The organism is Burkholderia puraquae (genome assembly GCF_002099195.1).
Classification (GTDB): domain Bacteria; phylum Pseudomonadota; class Gammaproteobacteria; order Burkholderiales; family Burkholderiaceae; genus Burkholderia; species Burkholderia puraquae.
This window is the reverse complement of sequence record NZ_NBYX01000005.1, coordinates 436,229-452,293: the sequence shown is the minus strand read 5'-3', so window position 1 is coordinate 452,293 and position 16,065 is coordinate 436,229. Positions and strand designations below refer to the sequence as shown.

16 protein-coding genes are annotated in these 16,065 nt (G+C 66.1%); 2 read left to right on the top strand and 14 right to left on the bottom strand.

The features are described 5' to 3' along the window. Nucleotides 1-16: 16 nt before the first annotated feature. From hisS to ndk, 5 genes are all read right to left on the bottom strand, one after another. Complete coding sequence (gene hisS, locus B7G54_RS13525; RefSeq protein ID WP_085039521.1) at nt 17-1,357, bottom strand: histidine--tRNA ligase; 1,341 nt, start codon at nt 1,355-1,357, stop codon at nt 17-19. A 16-nt stretch (nt 1,358-1,373) separates the two neighbouring features. Then, the gene (gene ispG, locus B7G54_RS13520; protein ID WP_085039554.1) at nt 1,374-2,678 is read right to left on the bottom strand and encodes a flavodoxin-dependent (E)-4-hydroxy-3-methylbut-2-enyl-diphosphate synthase; all 1,305 of its coding nucleotides are present in this window, start codon (nt 2,676-2,678) and stop codon (nt 1,374-1,376) included. 112 nt (nt 2,679-2,790) lie between these two features. Then, on the bottom strand, nt 2,791-3,813 hold the full coding sequence (locus B7G54_RS13515) for a helix-turn-helix domain-containing protein (protein ID WP_085039520.1): 1,023 nt from the start codon (nt 3,811-3,813) through the stop codon (nt 2,791-2,793). A 164-nt stretch (nt 3,814-3,977) separates the two neighbouring features. Continuing rightward, entirely contained in the window at nt 3,978-5,117 is a 1,140-nt protein-coding gene (rlmN, locus tag B7G54_RS13510) for a dual-specificity RNA methyltransferase RlmN (RefSeq protein WP_027787233.1), read from the bottom strand. A 55-nt stretch (nt 5,118-5,172) separates the two neighbouring features. Next, nucleotides 5,173-5,598 (bottom strand): nucleoside-diphosphate kinase, encoded by a 426-nt coding sequence (gene ndk, locus B7G54_RS13505; protein WP_011352265.1) that lies wholly within the window; start codon nt 5,596-5,598, stop codon nt 5,173-5,175. A 249-nt stretch (nt 5,599-5,847) separates the two neighbouring features. On the opposite strand from ndk, the gene B7G54_RS13500 reads away from it, so the two are divergent. Then, nucleotides 5,848-6,546 carry a Bax inhibitor-1/YccA family protein gene (locus B7G54_RS13500; protein ID WP_006484459.1) on the top strand — a complete coding sequence of 233 codons (699 nt, stop codon included), beginning with the start codon at nt 5,848-5,850 and terminating at the stop codon, nt 6,544-6,546. 63 nt (nt 6,547-6,609) lie between these two features. On the opposite strand, the gene rlmD is transcribed toward B7G54_RS13500, so the two are convergent. Next, nucleotides 6,610-8,007, bottom strand: a complete 1,398-nt coding sequence (gene rlmD / locus B7G54_RS13495; protein WP_083417770.1) for a 23S rRNA (uracil(1939)-C(5))-methyltransferase RlmD — start codon at nt 8,005-8,007, stop codon at nt 6,610-6,612. Nucleotides 8,008-8,229: 222 nt separating this feature from the next. Here rlmD and B7G54_RS13490 point away from each other — a divergent pair, with 222 nt between their 5' ends. Then, complete coding sequence (locus B7G54_RS13490; RefSeq protein ID WP_085039519.1) at nt 8,230-9,084, top strand: endonuclease/exonuclease/phosphatase family protein; 855 nt, start codon at nt 8,230-8,232, stop codon at nt 9,082-9,084. 33 nt (nt 9,085-9,117) lie between these two features. Here the strand turns inward: B7G54_RS13490 and B7G54_RS13485 are convergent, their stop codons facing one another. The 8 genes from B7G54_RS13485 to B7G54_RS13450 form a co-directional block, all read right to left on the bottom strand. Continuing rightward, nucleotides 9,118-9,894 (bottom strand): 3'-5' exonuclease, encoded by a 777-nt coding sequence (locus B7G54_RS13485; protein ID WP_085039518.1) that lies wholly within the window; start codon nt 9,892-9,894, stop codon nt 9,118-9,120. Between the two features lie 3 nt (nt 9,895-9,897). Then, a complete protein-coding gene (gene rpoS / locus B7G54_RS13480) occupies nt 9,898-10,986 on the bottom strand; it encodes an RNA polymerase sigma factor RpoS (protein WP_085039517.1) in 1,089 nt (362 codons plus the stop codon). Nucleotides 10,987-10,997: 11 nt separating this feature from the next. After that, nucleotides 10,998-11,882, bottom strand: coding sequence for a peptidoglycan DD-metalloendopeptidase family protein (locus B7G54_RS13475; RefSeq protein ID WP_085039516.1), 885 nt, complete (start codon nt 11,880-11,882; stop codon nt 10,998-11,000). A 5-nt stretch (nt 11,883-11,887) separates the two neighbouring features. Further along, on the bottom strand, nt 11,888-12,820 hold the full coding sequence (locus tag B7G54_RS13470) for a protein-L-isoaspartate(D-aspartate) O-methyltransferase (RefSeq protein ID WP_085039553.1): 933 nt from the start codon (nt 12,818-12,820) through the stop codon (nt 11,888-11,890). After that, nucleotides 12,817-13,578 (bottom strand): 5'/3'-nucleotidase SurE, encoded by a 762-nt coding sequence (surE, locus tag B7G54_RS13465; protein ID WP_085039515.1) that lies wholly within the window; start codon nt 13,576-13,578, stop codon nt 12,817-12,819. The genes B7G54_RS13470 and surE overlap by 4 nt, the downstream gene beginning before the upstream one ends. Before the next feature lie 222 nt (nt 13,579-13,800). Further along, the gene (locus tag B7G54_RS13460; RefSeq protein ID WP_085039514.1) at nt 13,801-15,006 is read right to left on the bottom strand and encodes a CaiB/BaiF CoA transferase family protein; all 1,206 of its coding nucleotides are present in this window, start codon (nt 15,004-15,006) and stop codon (nt 13,801-13,803) included. A gap of 48 nt (nt 15,007-15,054) precedes the next feature. Continuing rightward, the gene (gene recR, locus B7G54_RS13455; RefSeq protein ID WP_006478665.1) at nt 15,055-15,651 is read right to left on the bottom strand and encodes a recombination mediator RecR; all 597 of its coding nucleotides are present in this window, start codon (nt 15,649-15,651) and stop codon (nt 15,055-15,057) included. 31 nt (nt 15,652-15,682) lie between these two features. Further along, nucleotides 15,683-16,009, bottom strand: coding sequence for a YbaB/EbfC family nucleoid-associated protein (locus B7G54_RS13450; protein ID WP_006482124.1), 327 nt, complete (start codon nt 16,007-16,009; stop codon nt 15,683-15,685). Between the last annotated feature and the right edge of the window lie 56 nt (nt 16,010-16,065).

Sequence of the window (16,065 nt, the reverse complement as noted above, 5' to 3'; positions counted from 1 at the left end):
GCGGATGCCAGCGCGATCAGTCGTCGCCGTCTTCGGCGGATGCAACCATCGCATTGATTAGGAATTCGGTCAAGCCTTCGACCGGTACGGTCTGCTGAACGTTCTTTTCCCCGTCCGCGCCCGCACCGCGCAGCGCTTTCACGCCCACCGTGCCGTTCGCAACCTCTTCTTCACCGAAGATCACCGCGAACGCGGCGCCGCTTGCGTCGGCCCGCTTCATTTGCGACTTGAAGCTCGCCGGCGCGCCGTCGGCGCTGCAGTGGAAGATCACGTCGAGGCCCGTGTCGCGCAGGCGCTCGGCCGCGATGAACGCCTGTTCGCGCGCGGTCTCGCCCTGGTGCACGACGTACACGTCGACGCCTTCCTGCTCGGGCGCGAGATCCTCTTCCTTCAGCAGTTCGAGGATCCGCTCGATACCCATCGCCCAGCCGCACGCGGCGGTCGGCTTGCCGCCGAGCTGCTCGATCAGCGGATCGTAGCGGCCGCCGGCTGCGACCGTGCCCTGCGCGCCGAGCTTGTCGGTGACCCACTCGAACACGGTCAGGTTGTAGTAGTCGAGGCCGCGCACGAGACGCGGGTTGATCTTGAACGGAATGTTGTTCGCGAGCAGCAGGCGCTGCAGCCCGTCGAAGTGCGCGCGCGATTCGTCGCCGAGGAAGTCGATCAGCTTCGGCGCGTTCTGCGCGATTTCCTGCAGCGCGGGATTCTTCGTGTCGAGCACGCGCAGAGGGTTCGTATACAGGCGGCGCTTCGCATCCTCGTCGAGCACGTCGGCGAACTGCTCGAGGTACTTGATCAGTTCGACGCGGTGCGCGGCACGCTCTTCGGCGAGGCCGAGCGAGTTGATCTCGAGCTTGATGCCGGTCAGGCCGAGGTCGTCCCACAGGCGCTGGCACATCATGATGATCTCGGCATCCGCATCAGGGCCCGCGAAGCCGAGCGCCTCGACGCCGACCTGGTGGAACTGGCGGTAGCGGCCGCGCTGCGGACGCTCGTGACGGAACATCGGGCCGATGTACCACAGGCGCTTCGGGCCGTCGTACAGCATGTTGTGCTCGATCGACGCGCGCACGACGGCCGCGGTGTTTTCCGGGCGCATCGTCAGGTTTTCGCCGTTCAGCGCGTCGGTGAAGCTGTACATCTCTTTTTCGACGATGTCGGTAACCTCGCCGATGCCGCGCGTGAAGAGCTGCGTGTGCTCGACGATCGGCGTGCGGATGTTCTGGTAACCGTATGCGCGCAGCAGCGATTTCACCGTAGCTTCGAAGAACTCCCAAAGGCCGGCATCCTGCGGGAGGATGTCGTTCATGCCCTTGACGCCGGTGAGCTTCTCGATCTTGCGTTTTTGTTCAGTCATCGTGTGTGTGGACGAATTAGTTCAGGGCCTCGATGCGGCCGTAATTGCGTGCGACGTAGTCGCTGACGATCTGCTGGAATTCCTCGGCGATCCGCTCGCCGCGCAGCGTCTTGACCTTTTCGCCGTCGATGAAGACGGGCGCGGCCGGGTTCTCGCCCGAACCCGGCAGACTGATGCCGATGTTCGCGTGCTTCGATTCACCCGGGCCGTTGACGATGCAGCCCATCACCGCGACGTTCATTTTCTCGACGCCCGGATACTCCTTGCGCCAGACCGGCATCTGTTCGCGCAGGTAGGTCTGGATCTGCATCGCGAGCTCCTGGAACAGCGTGCTCGTTGTGCGGCCGCAGCCCGGGCACGCGATCACCATCGGTGCGAACGAGCGCAGGCCCATCGTCTGGAGGATTTCCTGGCCGACGATCACCTCGCCCGTGCGCGGCGCACCCGGCTCCGGCGTCAGCGAGATGCGGATCGTGTCGCCGATCCCTTCCTGCAGCAGCACGCCGAGCGCGGCCGTCGATGCGACGATGCCCTTCGAGCCCATGCCGGCCTCGGTCAGCCCGAGGTGCAGCGCGAAGCCGCAGCGGCGGCCGAGTTCGCGGTACACGGCGATCAGGTCCTGCACGCCGCTGACCTTGCACGACAGCACGATGCGGTCGCGGCCGAGGCCCAGTTCGACCGCACGCTCGGCCGAGCCGATCGCCGACTGGATCAGCGCTTCGTACATCACGCTCTGCGCATCCCACGGCTGCGAGCGCGCGCCGTTTTCGTCCATCATGCGCGCGAGCAGGTCCTGGTCGAGACTGCCCCAGTTCACGCCGATCCGCACCGCCTTGTCGTACTTCGCGGCGGCTTCGATCATCAGCGCGAACTGCGTGTCGCGCTTGGCGCCCTGGCCGACGTTGCCCGGGTTGATCCGGTACTTCGACAGCGACTCGGCGCAACCCGGGTAGTCACGCAGCAGCAGGTGGCCGTTGTAGTGGAAATCGCCGACGAGCGGCACGGTCACACCCATGCGGTCGAGCTGCTCGCGAATCGCCGGCACGGCGGCCGCGGCCTCGGGCGTGTTGACCGTGATGCGCACCAGTTCGGAGCCCGCGTTCGCGAGTTCCTTGATCTGGATTGCCGTGCCGATCGCGTCGGCCGTGTCGGTATTCGTCATCGACTGCACGCGCACCGGCGCGTCGCCGCCGATCGTCACGAGCTGCCCGCCCCAGCGGACATCCACCGCATGCGATACACGGCGCGGCTGATGCCCGCCGAACACCGGCTCGGTTGAACAAATCTGACTGCTGCGTGGGGATTGAGCTTCGGATTGCATCGATAGATCCATTTACGCGGAATGCGCCGCGACGCGGCACATGAATTGAAAAAGCGCCGTGCCCTCACGGCCTGCCGATATCGACGACCGGCCTTCGCCACGGCGCTTGACGTCAGGGCAACGTGAACCGCGCCACATTACCCCGCGCTGCCGAATATTTTGCCGGATCGACAGGTTTTCCGTCGAACGCAACCGCGTCGAGGCCTGCCTTGTTGCCGATCGTGACCTTGAACGGGCCGTCGCCCGCGACCTGCTTCGCCTCGCCACCGTGCACCAGCCCGGAGAACAGCTCCTTGCCGTTCTTGTCGCGCACGCTGAACCAGCTGTCCTGCTTGACCTTCAGCTCCACCATCGACTGGCCGGCCGCGACCACGACGCTCGCCGGCTGGGCCGGCGCAGCGGCGCTCGCCGCGGCCGTGGCCACGACGGGCTGCGATGCGGCCGCCGTCACGACCGGCGCCACGGGCGCGGGTGCCGGAACAGCCGACGCAATTGCCGGCGCCGGGGCTGCAGATGCTGCAGCCGGGGCCGGAACGTCATTCGCGACCACGGCGGACGCACCGCTCGCGGCCGCCTCTTCGACGGATGCCGAGGACGCCGGCGCGCTCGCGGCCGACGCGTGCTCCGCGTCGCCGCTCTTGAAGCGCGCGAGCAGGCTCGACGAATCGCCGCCAGTGTGCCACATCAGTACCGCAGCCACCGCGACGACGACGATCCCCGTGCCCCACAGCCACGGGTGATGGCGCGACGACCCGCCCAGCGGAATCGACACGCGGCCGCGCGGCAGATCCGTCCCCGACGACGCGGGCATCGACAGGTCGACTTCCGGCACCCCGCGCTCACGGCGCAACGCCTGCGCGAACGGCTCCGGATCGACGCCGAGCATCTTCGCGTAGCTGCGCACGACGCCGAGCGCGAACGTCACGCCGGGCAAATGGCTGATGTCGCCAGCTTCGAGCGCCCGGAGCTTCTGCGGTGCAACCTTGAGTCGCGCCGACACGTCGTCGACGGTCCAACCCCTTGTCTCCCGAAGCTGCGCCAGCCGGCTGCCGACCGCCGCAAGCGATTCCAACCCTGCCGGTGCCGGCTTCGCGCCATTCGTCTCTGCGCCGTTAGACGGCTGCGGCTCACTCATCCTTGTCCTCGCGTCGATTCTTCTTCACTGGCGGCCGCCGCCGGTTCCCGCCGGCCGGCACCCGCAACTGTCCATACCATGCGCGACGCCGAGGCGCCGCGACCGATCGCTGTTCGCGTGTTGTACCGCTTAAAGGGCCTAGCATCCCCGGCTAGGCGTCCCTGTCAAATCGCCCGAACTTCGATGATTTTCCCTGCTGCGCCCGTTCGTTCCGCGAGGCGCGTGCGATCCTTCACTGCGCCGGCCAGCTGGCCGCACGCGGCATCGATGTCGTCGCCGCGCGTCTTGCGCACGGTCGTGACGACACCCGCGTCGATGAGGACCTGTGCAAAACGCTTGATCTGCTCCGGCTTCGAGCGGATGAGGCCCGATTCCGGAAACGGATTGAACGGGATCAGGTTGAACTTGCACGGCACGTCGCGCGTGACGGCCAGCAGTTCGCGCGCATGCGCTTCGGTGTCGTTGACGCCGTCCAGCATGCAGTATTCGAAAGTGATGAAGTCGCGCGGCGCGACTTTCAGATAACGCTGGCAAGCCGCCATCAGCTCGCGCAGCGGATACTTCTTGTTGAGCGGCACCAGCTCGTCGCGCAGCGCATCGTTCGGCGCGTGCAGCGAAACGGCCAACGCGACCGGCAGCTCGGCGCCGAGGCGGTCCATCATCGGCACCACGCCGGACGTCGACAGCGTGACGCGGCGGCGCGACAGGCCGTACGCGTTGTCGTCGAGCATCAGCCGCATTGCCGGCACGACCGCGCTGTAATTCAGCAGCGGCTCGCCCATGCCCATCATCACCACGTTGGTGACGACCCGTTCGGCCTTGCCGTTCGGGCCGGGCGCGCGGCCCAGTGACGCTCGCAATGCAAATTCGGCCATCCGTAGCTGGCCGATGATTTCGGCTGTCGACAGGTTGCGGGAAAAGCCCTGCTTGCCCGTCGAGCAGAAGCGGCAGTTGACCGCACATCCGGCCTGCGACGACACGCACAGCGTGCCGCGCGTCTCTTCCGGGATGAACACGGTTTCGACCGCATTGCCGTTTCCGACGTCGATCAGCCACTTGCGCGTGCCGTCGGTGGAAACGTGATCGCTGGCGATCTCGGGCATGACGATCGACGCGCGGCCCTTGAGTTTTTCTCTCAAGGACTTCGCGAGATCGGTCATGCCGTCGAAGTCGCCAGCGTTGTACTGGTGGATCCAGCGCTGCAATTGCTTGGCGCGGAACGGCTTCTCGCCAAGGCTGCCGCAGTACGCGACAAGACCCTCGGCATCGAAGTCGAGAAGATTGACGGAAGTTTCGCTCGTCATGATGTGCTGCCTTGCCGCGTGCGCTGAATCCTGCCTACCTGCTGCCAGCCAGGGCTTAGCGCGAGTAAACGTTCATTTCCGGGAAGAAGAACGCGACTTCGACCGCTGCCGTTTCTGCAGCGTCCGAGCCGTGCACGGCGTTTGCGTCGATGCTGTCGGCGAAGTCGGCGCGGATCGTGCCCTTTTCTGCCTTCTTCGGATCCGTTGCGCCCATCAGGTCGCGGTTCTTCAGGATCGCGCCTTCACCTTCCAGAACCTGGATCATCACCGGGCCCGAGATCATGAAATCGACGAGGTCCTTGAAGAACGGACGCGCTGCGTGAACCGCGTAGAACTTCTCTGCGTCAGCACGCGACAGGTGTGCCATGCGCGATGCGACGATCTTCAGGCCGGCGCCTTCGAAACGGCTGTAGATCTGGCCGATCACGTTCTTTGCCACCGCATCCGGCTTGATGATCGACAGGGTGCGCTCGATTGCCATAAAAACTCCAAAAAATTAAGAAGTTACAGGTTCAAATGAATCCGCTATTGTAGCACGATCCCGTGTATCATTGCGATTGAACCCTTACACACATGAAAGGTTCAGAATCCATATGTTTTGTACCGTCCGGCCATTGAAACCTCCTGGCACGGAACGTATCTTAGCCATAGCTGTTCCGGTTTGCTGCGCCGCACACCGCGCGCGCCGAACCGGCCCCGGACGCCCACGCGTTCAATGTTAGGAGAAACCATGAACGACTATCCGTACAATTTCGGCCGCGGCGGCTCCGTCAGCACCGCCGAGGTTCGCAACCGCGTGCTGCGGAACACGTACTGGCTGCTCGCGCTGTCGATGGTGCCGACCGTGCTGGGCGCCTGGGTCGGCGTCGCGACGGGCTTCTCGCTGTTCGCGGCCACGAGCCCGATGATGAGCCTGCTCGCATTCTTCGCGATCGCGTTCGGCTTCATGTTCGCAATCGAGCGGACCAAAAACAGCGCGGCCGGCGTGTTCGTGCTGCTCGGCTTCACGTTCTTCATGGGGCTGATGCTGTCGCGGCTGCTGAGCTTCATCCTCGGCTTCTCGAACGGCCCGTCGCTGATCATGCTCGCGTTCGGCGGCACCGGCATCATCTTCGCCACGATGGCGACGATCGCCACGGTCAGCAAGCGCGACTTCTCGGGGCTCGGCAAGTGGCTGTTCATGGGTGTGATCGTGATCCTGCTCGCATCGGTCGCGAACATCTTCCTGCAACTCCCGGCGCTGATGCTCACCGTGTCGGTACTCGCAATCGCGATCTTCTCCGCCTACATGCTGTTCGACGTCCAGCGCGTCGTGAATGGCGGCGAGACGAATTACATCTCGGCAACGCTCGCGATCTACCTCGACCTGTACAACGTGTTCACGAACCTGCTCGCGCTGCTCGGCATCTTCGGCGGCAACCGCAACTGACGTTCGCCACGCACCATGAAAAAACCGGCCCGCGGGCCGGTTTTTTTACATCCGCCGCGTGGCTCAGTCGCGCTCGAACAGCGCGATCGATTCGACGTGCGACGTATTCGGGAACATGTTCACGACACCGGCGCCCTTCAGGCGGTAACCGGCCTCGTGCACGAGCAGGCCCGCATCGCGCGCCAGCGTCGACGGGTTGCACGACACATAGACGATACGCTTCGGCAGCGGGCCTTCACCGCTTTGCGCGATCTCGGCCAGCGCCTTCGACACCGCGAGCGCGCCTTCGCGCGGCGGATCGATCAGGAACTTGTCGAATGCACCGAGCGCGCGGATGTCGTCGCCCGTCACTTCGAACAGGTTCCGGCACGCGAACGTCGTGTGCCCGTCGACCCCGTTCTCGCGCGCGTTCGCCAGCGCGCGCGTCGTCAGCGTGTCGCTGCCCTCGATGCCCATCACCTCGCGCGACAGCCGCGCGAGCGGCAGCGTGAAGTTGCCGATCCCGCAGAACAGGTCGAGCACGCGGTCGTCGCGCGACGGCGCGAGCAGGCGCAGCGCGCGCCCCACCAGCACGCGGTTGATCTGATGGTTGACCTGTGTGAAGTCGGTCGGCTTGAACGGCATGCGGATACCGAATTCCGGCAGCGTGTAGTCGAGCGACACGTCGAGCGGATAGAACGGCGCCACCGTATCGGGGCCTTTCGGCTGCAGCCAGAACTGCACCTTGTGCTCGTCCGCGAACGCGCGCAGCAATGCTTCGTCGTCCGCGTTGATCGGCTCCAGCACACGCAGCACGAGCGCCGTGACTTCCGAGCCGACCGCGAGTTCGATCTGCGGCATCCGATCGCGGATCGACAGCCCCTCGACGAGCCGGCGCAGCGGCACGAGCATTGCCGACACGTGCGGCGGCAGCACTTCGCAGCTCGTCATGTCGGCGACGTAGCTGCTCTTCTTCTCATGGAACCCGACCAGCACGCCGCCCTTCTTCGCGACGTTGCGCACGGTCAGGCGTGCACGGTAGCGATAGCCCCACGACGGGCCGTGGATCGGCGCGAACATCGTTTCCGCGCGCAGCTTCGCCAGGTGCCACAGGTTGTCTTCGAGCACGCGCTGCTTGACCGCCACCTGCGCGCGCATGTCGAGATGCTGCATCGAACAGCCGCCGCAAGTGCCGAAGAACGCGCATTTCGGCTTCGTGCGCATCACGCTCGGGCGCAAAATATCGACAACCGTCGCCTGCTCGTAGCTCGGCTTGCGGCGGAAGCTCGAATAGGTCACGCGTTCGCCCGGCAGTGCACCCTCGACGAAGATGACCTTGCCAGGCTCGCCGTCCTCGGTGATCGTGCGGCCGACACCGCGCGCTTCCATGTCGAGCGATTCGATCTCGAGAACCGGGGCGATTCCGGGCGCGACGGGCGCATTTCTTGATTTGCGCGCAGAAGTGGGGACGGCTTCGGACACCAGCTTTTCCTGACAAACGTTGAAGAAGGCGAGATTGTAGACGACGAAGGCCCGCATCGCCCGCTTTGCATGAGGCAAGCGTCGATACTTAAGCATAGACGGCCCGGCGTTGCGCCGGAACGGCCACGCAGGCAGCCCGGAAGCGCCACGGCCGGGCCGCGGGCCGACGAACCGATCGGGGGCGGCCATCGGCCCGAAATCCGCCCGACAGGAGATTCGACCATGCGATTGATCGACTGGAACATCCAATGGGGTCGGGACGCGGACGGCGTCGTCGATCTTTCGCGCACCGTTGCGGATATCCGCAAGCTCGGCGACTTCGACGTGCTCTGCCTGCAGGAGGTCACGCGCGGCTTTGGCGCACTGCCCGGCCGGCCCGGTGCCGACCAGTTCGCCGAACTCGCGGCGCTGCTGCCCGGCCATACGATCGTCGAGGCGATCGGCGCCGACCTGCCGCCCATCGAAATCGGCGCACCGCGCCGCCAGTTCGGCAATGCAATCGCGACCCGGCTGCCGGTCGGGCGCGTGCTCCGCCAGTTGCTGCCGTGGCCGGCCGACGCCGGCGTGCCGTCGATGCCGCGCATCGCGCTCGACGTCGAGTTACAGGCGCCTTTCGGGCCGCTGCGCGTGGTCACCACGCATCTGGAATATTATTCGGCGCGCCAGCGGCTCGCTCAGGTCGATGCATTGCGTGACCGGCACCGCGAGGCATGCGCGCACGCGGCGCGACCGGCGCCTGCTGAAACGGCCGAGGGGCCGTTCAGCGCGACCGGCCAGCCGTGCGATGCCATCGTCTGCGGCGATTTCAACAGCGCGTTCGGCAGCGATGCTTATTGCCGATTCCTGGCGCCGATCGCAGACGCGCCGCACTTCGTCGACGCATGGGTCGCCCTGCACCCCGGCCGCATGCCCCCGCCAACGGCAGGTGTCTACGATACGGTGCAATGGTCGGAGGGGCCGCTCGCGTGCGACTTCGTGTTCGTGACCGACACGCTGTTGCCGCGCATCGTGCGCTGCGAGATCGACGGTGACGTGCGCGCATCGGATCACCAGCCGGTGCTGCTCGAACTCTCCTGATTGCACCGGTTGCTGCTGTGCGCGCGGCCCGTGCTACGCGTCGAAGCCGGCCAGGTATTCGGCCCAGTGCGACGCAGGCTCCTGCGCAAGCGAGTTCTTCACGAGCAGGATCTCGTCCGCATACTCGCTCGGCGTGAGGCCGCCGCGCATCAACTGGAACCGGCAATACAGCAGGTAGGTATTGACGACGTCGGTTTCGCAATAGTTGCGGATTTCCTCGATCCGCCCGTCCTGGAACGCCGGCCACACCTGGCTGCCGTCCATCCCGAGCTTGCCCGGAAAGCCGCACATCTTCGCGAGCGCATCGAGCGGCGCGTTCGCGCGCGCCTGATACATCGCAAGCACATCCATCAGGTCGGTATGACGCGAGTGGTAGCGCGAGATGTAGTTGTTCCACTTGAAATCGCGGTCGTCCTCGCCGAGATCCCAGTAGCGAGACGCGGGAATGCCGTGCACGAGCGCGCGGTAATGGAGCACCGGCAGATCGAAGCCGCCGCCGTTCCACGACACGAGCTGCGGCGTGTATTTCTCGATCACGCGGTAGAACGACTGGATCAGCGTCGCCTCGTTGTCCTGCGGCGTGCCGAGCGAGCGCACGCGAAAACCGTTGTTGTCGCGGAACACGCATGAGATCGCGGCGATGCGCTGCAGGTGGTGCGGCAAGAAATCGCCACCGGTCTTCTCGCGGCGGGCGGCGAACGCATGTTCGGCCACCGCGGCATCGTCGAGCGTCGCGGGTAGGTCTTCCAGACGGCGAATGCCGTCGACATCGGGAATCGTCTCGATGTCAAAAACAAGAATCGGAGTCATCAGTTACAGAACGGCGTCCTTGCGCACGCCGTTGGAGGCGAAAAACCGCTTGAGGCGCACCAGCGCTTCCTGCTGGATCTGGCGTACGCGCTCGCGCGTGAGCCCCATCTCGTCGGCCAGCTCCTCGAGCGTCGCCGGTTCGATGTGGTTCAGACCGAAGCGGCGCTCGATCACGTGCCGATGCTTGTCGGACAGCCGCGACAGCCACGCGCGCGTCAGCGTCTCGAGCTCGCGGTGCTGCACCTCGGCGTCGGGCGACTGGCTCTGGTCGTCGGGCAGCAGGTCGAGCAGGCTGCTCGCGGGATCGAGATCGAGCGGGGCGTCGAGCGACGCCGTGTGCTCGTTGAGCGCGAGGATGTCGGTGACTTCCTCGGCGGTCTTGCCGGTGAGATAGGCGATGTCGTCGATGCTGGCTTCGCGGCGCTCGGCCGCCTCGCCCGTCGACATCGAATTCTTTTCGAGATGGCGCTTCGCGCGCAGCACCTGGTTCAGTTCGCGGATCACGTGCACGGGCAGGCGCACCGTGCGGGCCTGATTCATGATCGCCCGCTCGATGCTCTGCCGGATCCACCACGTCGCATAGGTCGAGAAGCGAAAGCCGCGCGTCGGATCGAATTTCTCGATCGCGTGCATCAGGCCGAGGTTGCCTTCCTCGATCAGGTCGAGCAGCGGCACGCCGCGATTCAGGTAACCCTTCGCGATGCTGACGACGAGGCGCAGGTTGCGCTCGATCATCACCTGCCGCGCCTCGAACTCGCCGGCCTTGGCCAGACGCGAATAGCGCTGCTCCTCCTCGACGGTGAGCAGCGGCTTCACGCTGATGCGGTTCAGGTAATGCTGGATCGTGTCGGCCGTGAGCTCGGCCTGCAGCAGCGTGCGGAAATCGTCGACATCGGGCGCCGCCTCGGCGCGGCCTTCCCGCTCGTCGTCGCCACCGTCCGCGTCGGCTTCGCGTGCCTCGAGGTCACGCTCGTTGTCCGCGACATCGTCTTCATCGTCCGTCGAAGCACCCGCTCGCCCCACCGATGCTTGCGTGGCACGACTGATCTTCTCAGACTCGGCTTGCGGCTCGTGGCGCTTCGATTTCGGCATGGTCGTCTCGGTTATTGAGGCGGCAAATACTTCAGCGGATCGACAGGCTTACCCTGCCGGCGAACCTCGAAATGCAGCATCACGCGGTCGGCATCGCTATTACCCATCTCGGCGATCTTCTGCCCCTTCGTTACCGCGTCCCCCTCTTTTACCATCAAAGCGCGATTGTGTGCATACGCCGTGAGGTAAGTTGCATCGTGTTTGATGATAATGAGGTTGCCGTAGCCGCGAAGTCCATTGCCGGAATACACGACGCGGCCGTCGGCGGCCGCCTTCACGGCTTCACCGGCCGTACCGCCGATATTGACGCCCTTGTTCTTCGCATCGTCGAAACCGTTCAGCACGGGACCGCGCGCGGGCCACGCGAACGTCACGGGGCCGCTCGGCGCGGCCGCCGTATCGCTCGATGCGGCTGCCGCGGCAGGCGGCGTCGCGACCGACGACGTACCGGCGGCCGGCGTGGCCGGGCCGCTGCTGAGCGGTGCGGTAGCAACGGCAGCGCCCGCGATCGGCGCGGCGACCTGCGTGCCCGCAACGGCAGCACCGGCCTGCGGCGAAACGCGCAGCAACTGGTCGACTTCAATCTGATTCGGGTTCGCCAGGTTGTTCCACGCGGCGATGTCGCGATAGTTCTGCCCGTTTTCGAGTGCGATCCGGTACAGCGTGTCGCCCGGCTTCACCCGGTAGTAACCCGGCGGCGCCGGCGGGAGCGGCGCCGCGGGCTGTGCGGTGCCGGTCGTGCCGAGCGAACCGGAGCGATCGACGACGGGCGCGTTGTCGAGCCGCGTCGCACAGGCGGCCAGTAGCGTGGAGAACGCAGCTACGCAGATCGCGCGCTGGGCGAGCGTGAGCGGTTCCCTGGAACGGTTGTTTTGCATCGCGCGCAACATACTCATCGGTTTCAAATTACTCCGGATTTTAAAGGGACAAAGAAAACGCGATCAAGCCGTGACTCTCGCCATTGCGCGTGCGCGACGCGCTCGACGAGCGTGAGCACCTGGTGCTGCCCGCTCTGCGCGCCGACCGGTGCGACGAGCCGCCCGCCGATCGCGAGCTGCTCGAGCAGCGCCTGCGGCACGTCGAGCCCCGCCGCCGCGATCACGATCGCGTCGAACGGGGCCGCGGACGGCAGGCCGACACGCCCGTCGCCGTAGTGCAGACGGATGTTCGGCACGCGCAGCGGCCGCAGGTTCAGCTTCGCGCGCTCGTAGAGCGGCTTGATGCGTTCAATCGAATACACGTCGCGTGCCACGTGGCTCAGCACCGCGGCCTGATAGCCGCAGCCCGTGCCGATCTCGAGCACGCGCTCGAGCGTGCGGCCGGCCATCGCGAGCTCGATCATGCGCGCAACGACCGACGGCTTTGAAATGGTTTGCTGGTGGCCGATCGGCAACGCCGAATCCTCGTAGGCCTGCGTCGCAAGCCCAGGATCCACGAACATGTGACGCGGTACCGCGGCCATCGCGTCCAGCACGCGCGCGTCGGTCACGCCGTTCGCGCGCAGCCGTTCGACCATCCGTTCACGCACACGTTCCGACGTGAGCGCAAACGCGCCGGCCGGCGCAATGCTCGGCGCAGCCGGCTTCGGCAATGCGGGCTTCAGCGCGGTCGGCTTCGGTGCGGTCGCCGGCTTCGCAGCAGCGGCACCGGGCAACGCCGTTCGCACCGCGGCAGGCTTCACCGCAACCGGTTTCAGCACGGCCGCGGGCTTGTCGGCGGCCTTCGATACCGCGACTGCCGCATGGCGTTCGCCGGCCCGACCTTCCGACTTGCGTGGCGCTCGCTTGAGATCTTCGAGCGCGAGCGGGAACCGCTTCGCGCGCTCGCCGCTCATGAAACCCGCCCTCCGGCGCGCGCCCATTCGCGCGTCGCGGGCAGCATCTGCGTATGCGTGAGGTCCAGCTGCAGCGGCGTGATCGACACGAAGCCGTTTGCCACCGCGTGGAAATCGGTGCCGTCGCTCGCATCCAGCGCTTCGCCCGCCGCACCAATCCAGTAGATCGGTTCGCCGCGTGGGTCGGTCTGGCGAATCACCGGCTGCGACGGATGACGCTTGCCGAGGCGCGTGACCTTCCAGCCTTTCAGTTCGTCGTAAGGCAGGTTCGGAATATTGACGTTCAGCAGCGGCTGGCCCGGCAGCGGATGTGCGAGGTAGTGCTCGACGATTTCCGCGGCGACGCGCGCGGCGTCCGCCAGATGGGCCCAGCCCTTGTCGGCAAGCGAGAACGCAATGGCCGGCACGCCGAACATGATGCCTTCGGTGGCGGCCGCAACCGTCCCCGAATAGAGCGTGTCTTCGCCCATGTTCTGGCCGTTGTTGATCCCGGAAACGACGAGATCCGGCCTGGCGTCGACCATCCCCGTCAGCGCGACGTGCACCGAATCGGTCGGCGTGCCGTTCACATAGAAGAAACCCGTACTCGCCGCGCGCTGCACCGACAGCGGCCGCGACAACGTGAGGGAATTCGACGCACCGCTGCAGTTCTGCTCGGGCGCGATCACCGTGAGTTCGGCCAGCGGCTGCAGCGCGCCGCTGAGCGCGGCGAGACCGGGGGCGAGATAGCCGTCGTCGTTGCTGAGTAGGATTCGCATCCGGCGATTGTAACCGAGGAAAGATGGCGCGAGAGCGACAGTCCGGCGACTGCGGATGGTCGGTTGCGAGCACCCGTACACGCTGCGCCGCCGCGTTGCGCGGCGGCGTTCTGCGCGCTCAGGAAAACGCCGGGCCGCCCCGGGTTTTCCCCCACCAACCGAGCCCCCTTGGGGAATGCTCCGTTCCGGGAGCCTGGCGCGAGGCGGCAGGCCCGAGATTGCTCAGATCGCGCCCGCGTCGCGCAGTGCGGCAATCGCTTGCGCGTCGTAACCGAGGCCGCGCAGCACCTCGTCCGTATGCTCGCCGAGCTCAGGCCCGAGCCAGCGCGTTTCGCCCGGCGTGTCGGACAGCTTCGGCGTGATGTTCGGCAGCGGAATGTCGGTGCCGTCGGCCAGCTTGAAGCGCTGAATCATCTGCCGCGCGACGAACTGCGGATCGGTGAACATGTCGGCGGCGCTGTAGATGCGCCCGGCCGGCACGTCGGCCGCGTTGAGCACGACGAGCGCCTCATCGATCGTGCGCGGCGCGAGCCATGCGGCAATCGCGTCGTCGATCTCCTGCGTGCGCGGCACGCGCCCGTCGTTTTGCGCGAGCGCGGGATCGTCGGCGAGGTCGTCGCGCTCGATCGCCTTCATCAGCCGCTTGAAGATCGGATCGCTGTTGCCGCCGATCACGATGCTGCCGTCGCGGCATGCATACGTATTCGACGGCACGATGCCCGGCAGCGACGCGCCGGTGCGCTCGCGCACCATCCCGTACACGCCGTATTCGGGCACCACGCTTTCCATCATGTTGAACACGGCTTCATACAGTGCAACGTCGACCACCTGCCCCGCACCGCCATTGACCTTGCGGTGATGCAGCGCCATCAGCGCGCCGATCACGCCGTGCAGCGCGGCGATCGAATCGCCGATCGAGATGCCGATGCGCGGCGGCGGCAGCTCGGGATAGCCGGTGATGTGGCGCAGCCCGCCCATCGATTCGGCGATCGCACCGAAGCCGGGCCGGTCGCGGTACGGGCCGGTCTGCCCGTAGCCGGACAGGCGCACCATCACGAGGCCCGGGTTCTCGGCCGACAGCACGTCGTAGCCGAGCCCGAGCTTTTCCAGCAGGCCCGGGCGGAAGTTCTCGATCACGATGTCGGCCTCGCGCGCGAGTTGCCGCGCGATCGCCTTGCCGGCGTCGGCCTTCAGGTTGAGCGTGACCGATTTCTTGTTGCGCGCCTGGACGGACCACCACAGCGACGTGCCGCCCTGCTCCGGATGGAGCTTGCGCCACTTGCGCAACGGGTCGCCGCCGTTCGGATCCTCGATCTTGATCACTTCCGCGCCGAATTCGGCGAACAGCCGCGACGCGAACGGCCCCGCGATCAGCGTTCCGAATTCGAGCACTTTGACGCCCGCGAGCGGGCCCTGGCTGGTGCTCATGTGTCTCCCTGGCATGAGGAACGGCGCCGCCGGCCGGCGGCGCCCGGCTTACATCGTGCGACGGTCGAGCATCGCGCGGGCGATGGTGCCCGCGTCGACGTATTCGAGCTCGCCGCCCACCGGCACGCCGCGTGCGAGGCGCGTGACCGCGAGCCCGCGCGCCTTCAGCGTCTGGCCGAGATAGTGCGCGGTGGCTTCGCCTTCATTCGTGAAGTTGGTCGCGAGCACGACTTCCTTGACGACGCCGTCGGACGCGCGCCGCACGAGGCGGTCGAAATGGATTTCCTTCGGGCCGATCCCGTCGAGCGGGCTCAATCGCCCCATCAGCACGAAATACAGCCCGCGGTAAGTCATCGTCTGCTCGAGCATGATCTGGTCGGCAGGCGTCTCGACGACGCACAGCAGCGTCGGATCACGCTCTTCGTCGCTGCAGACCTCGCAGATCTGCGCTTCGGTGAACGTGTTGCACTTCTCGCAGTGCTGCAGGTGCTCGGTCGCGAACAGCAGCGACCGGCCGAGCCGCTCCGCGCCCTCCCGATCGTGCTGCATCAGGTGGACCGCCATGCGCTGCGCGGACTTCGGCCCGACACCGGGCAGCACGCGCAACGCTTCGACGAGAGCGGACAGGGCGGACGGCTGTTTCATACGGCGGCAAAAAGTGGCACGGACGCCGCGCTCAGAACGGCAGCTTGAAGCCCGGGGGCAGCGGCAGGCCCGACGTCATCCCGCTCATCTTTTCCTGCGACGTCGCTTCGGCCTTGCGCACGGCGTCGTTGAACGCAGCCGCGACGAGATCCTCGAGCATGTCCTTGTCGTCCGCGAGCAGGCTCGGGTCGATCGACACGCGACGCACTTCGTTGCGGCACGTCATCGTCACCTTGACGAGACCGGCGCCCGACTGCCCTTCGACTTCGATCAGCGCAAGCTGCTCCTGCATCTTCTTCATGTTTTCCTGCATTTGCTGCGCTTGCTTCATCAGTCCGGCGAGGTTGCCTTTCAACATGGGAATACTCCTTCTTGATCGTGTGAAAACCGGCACGCGGCGCGTGCCGGCCAATG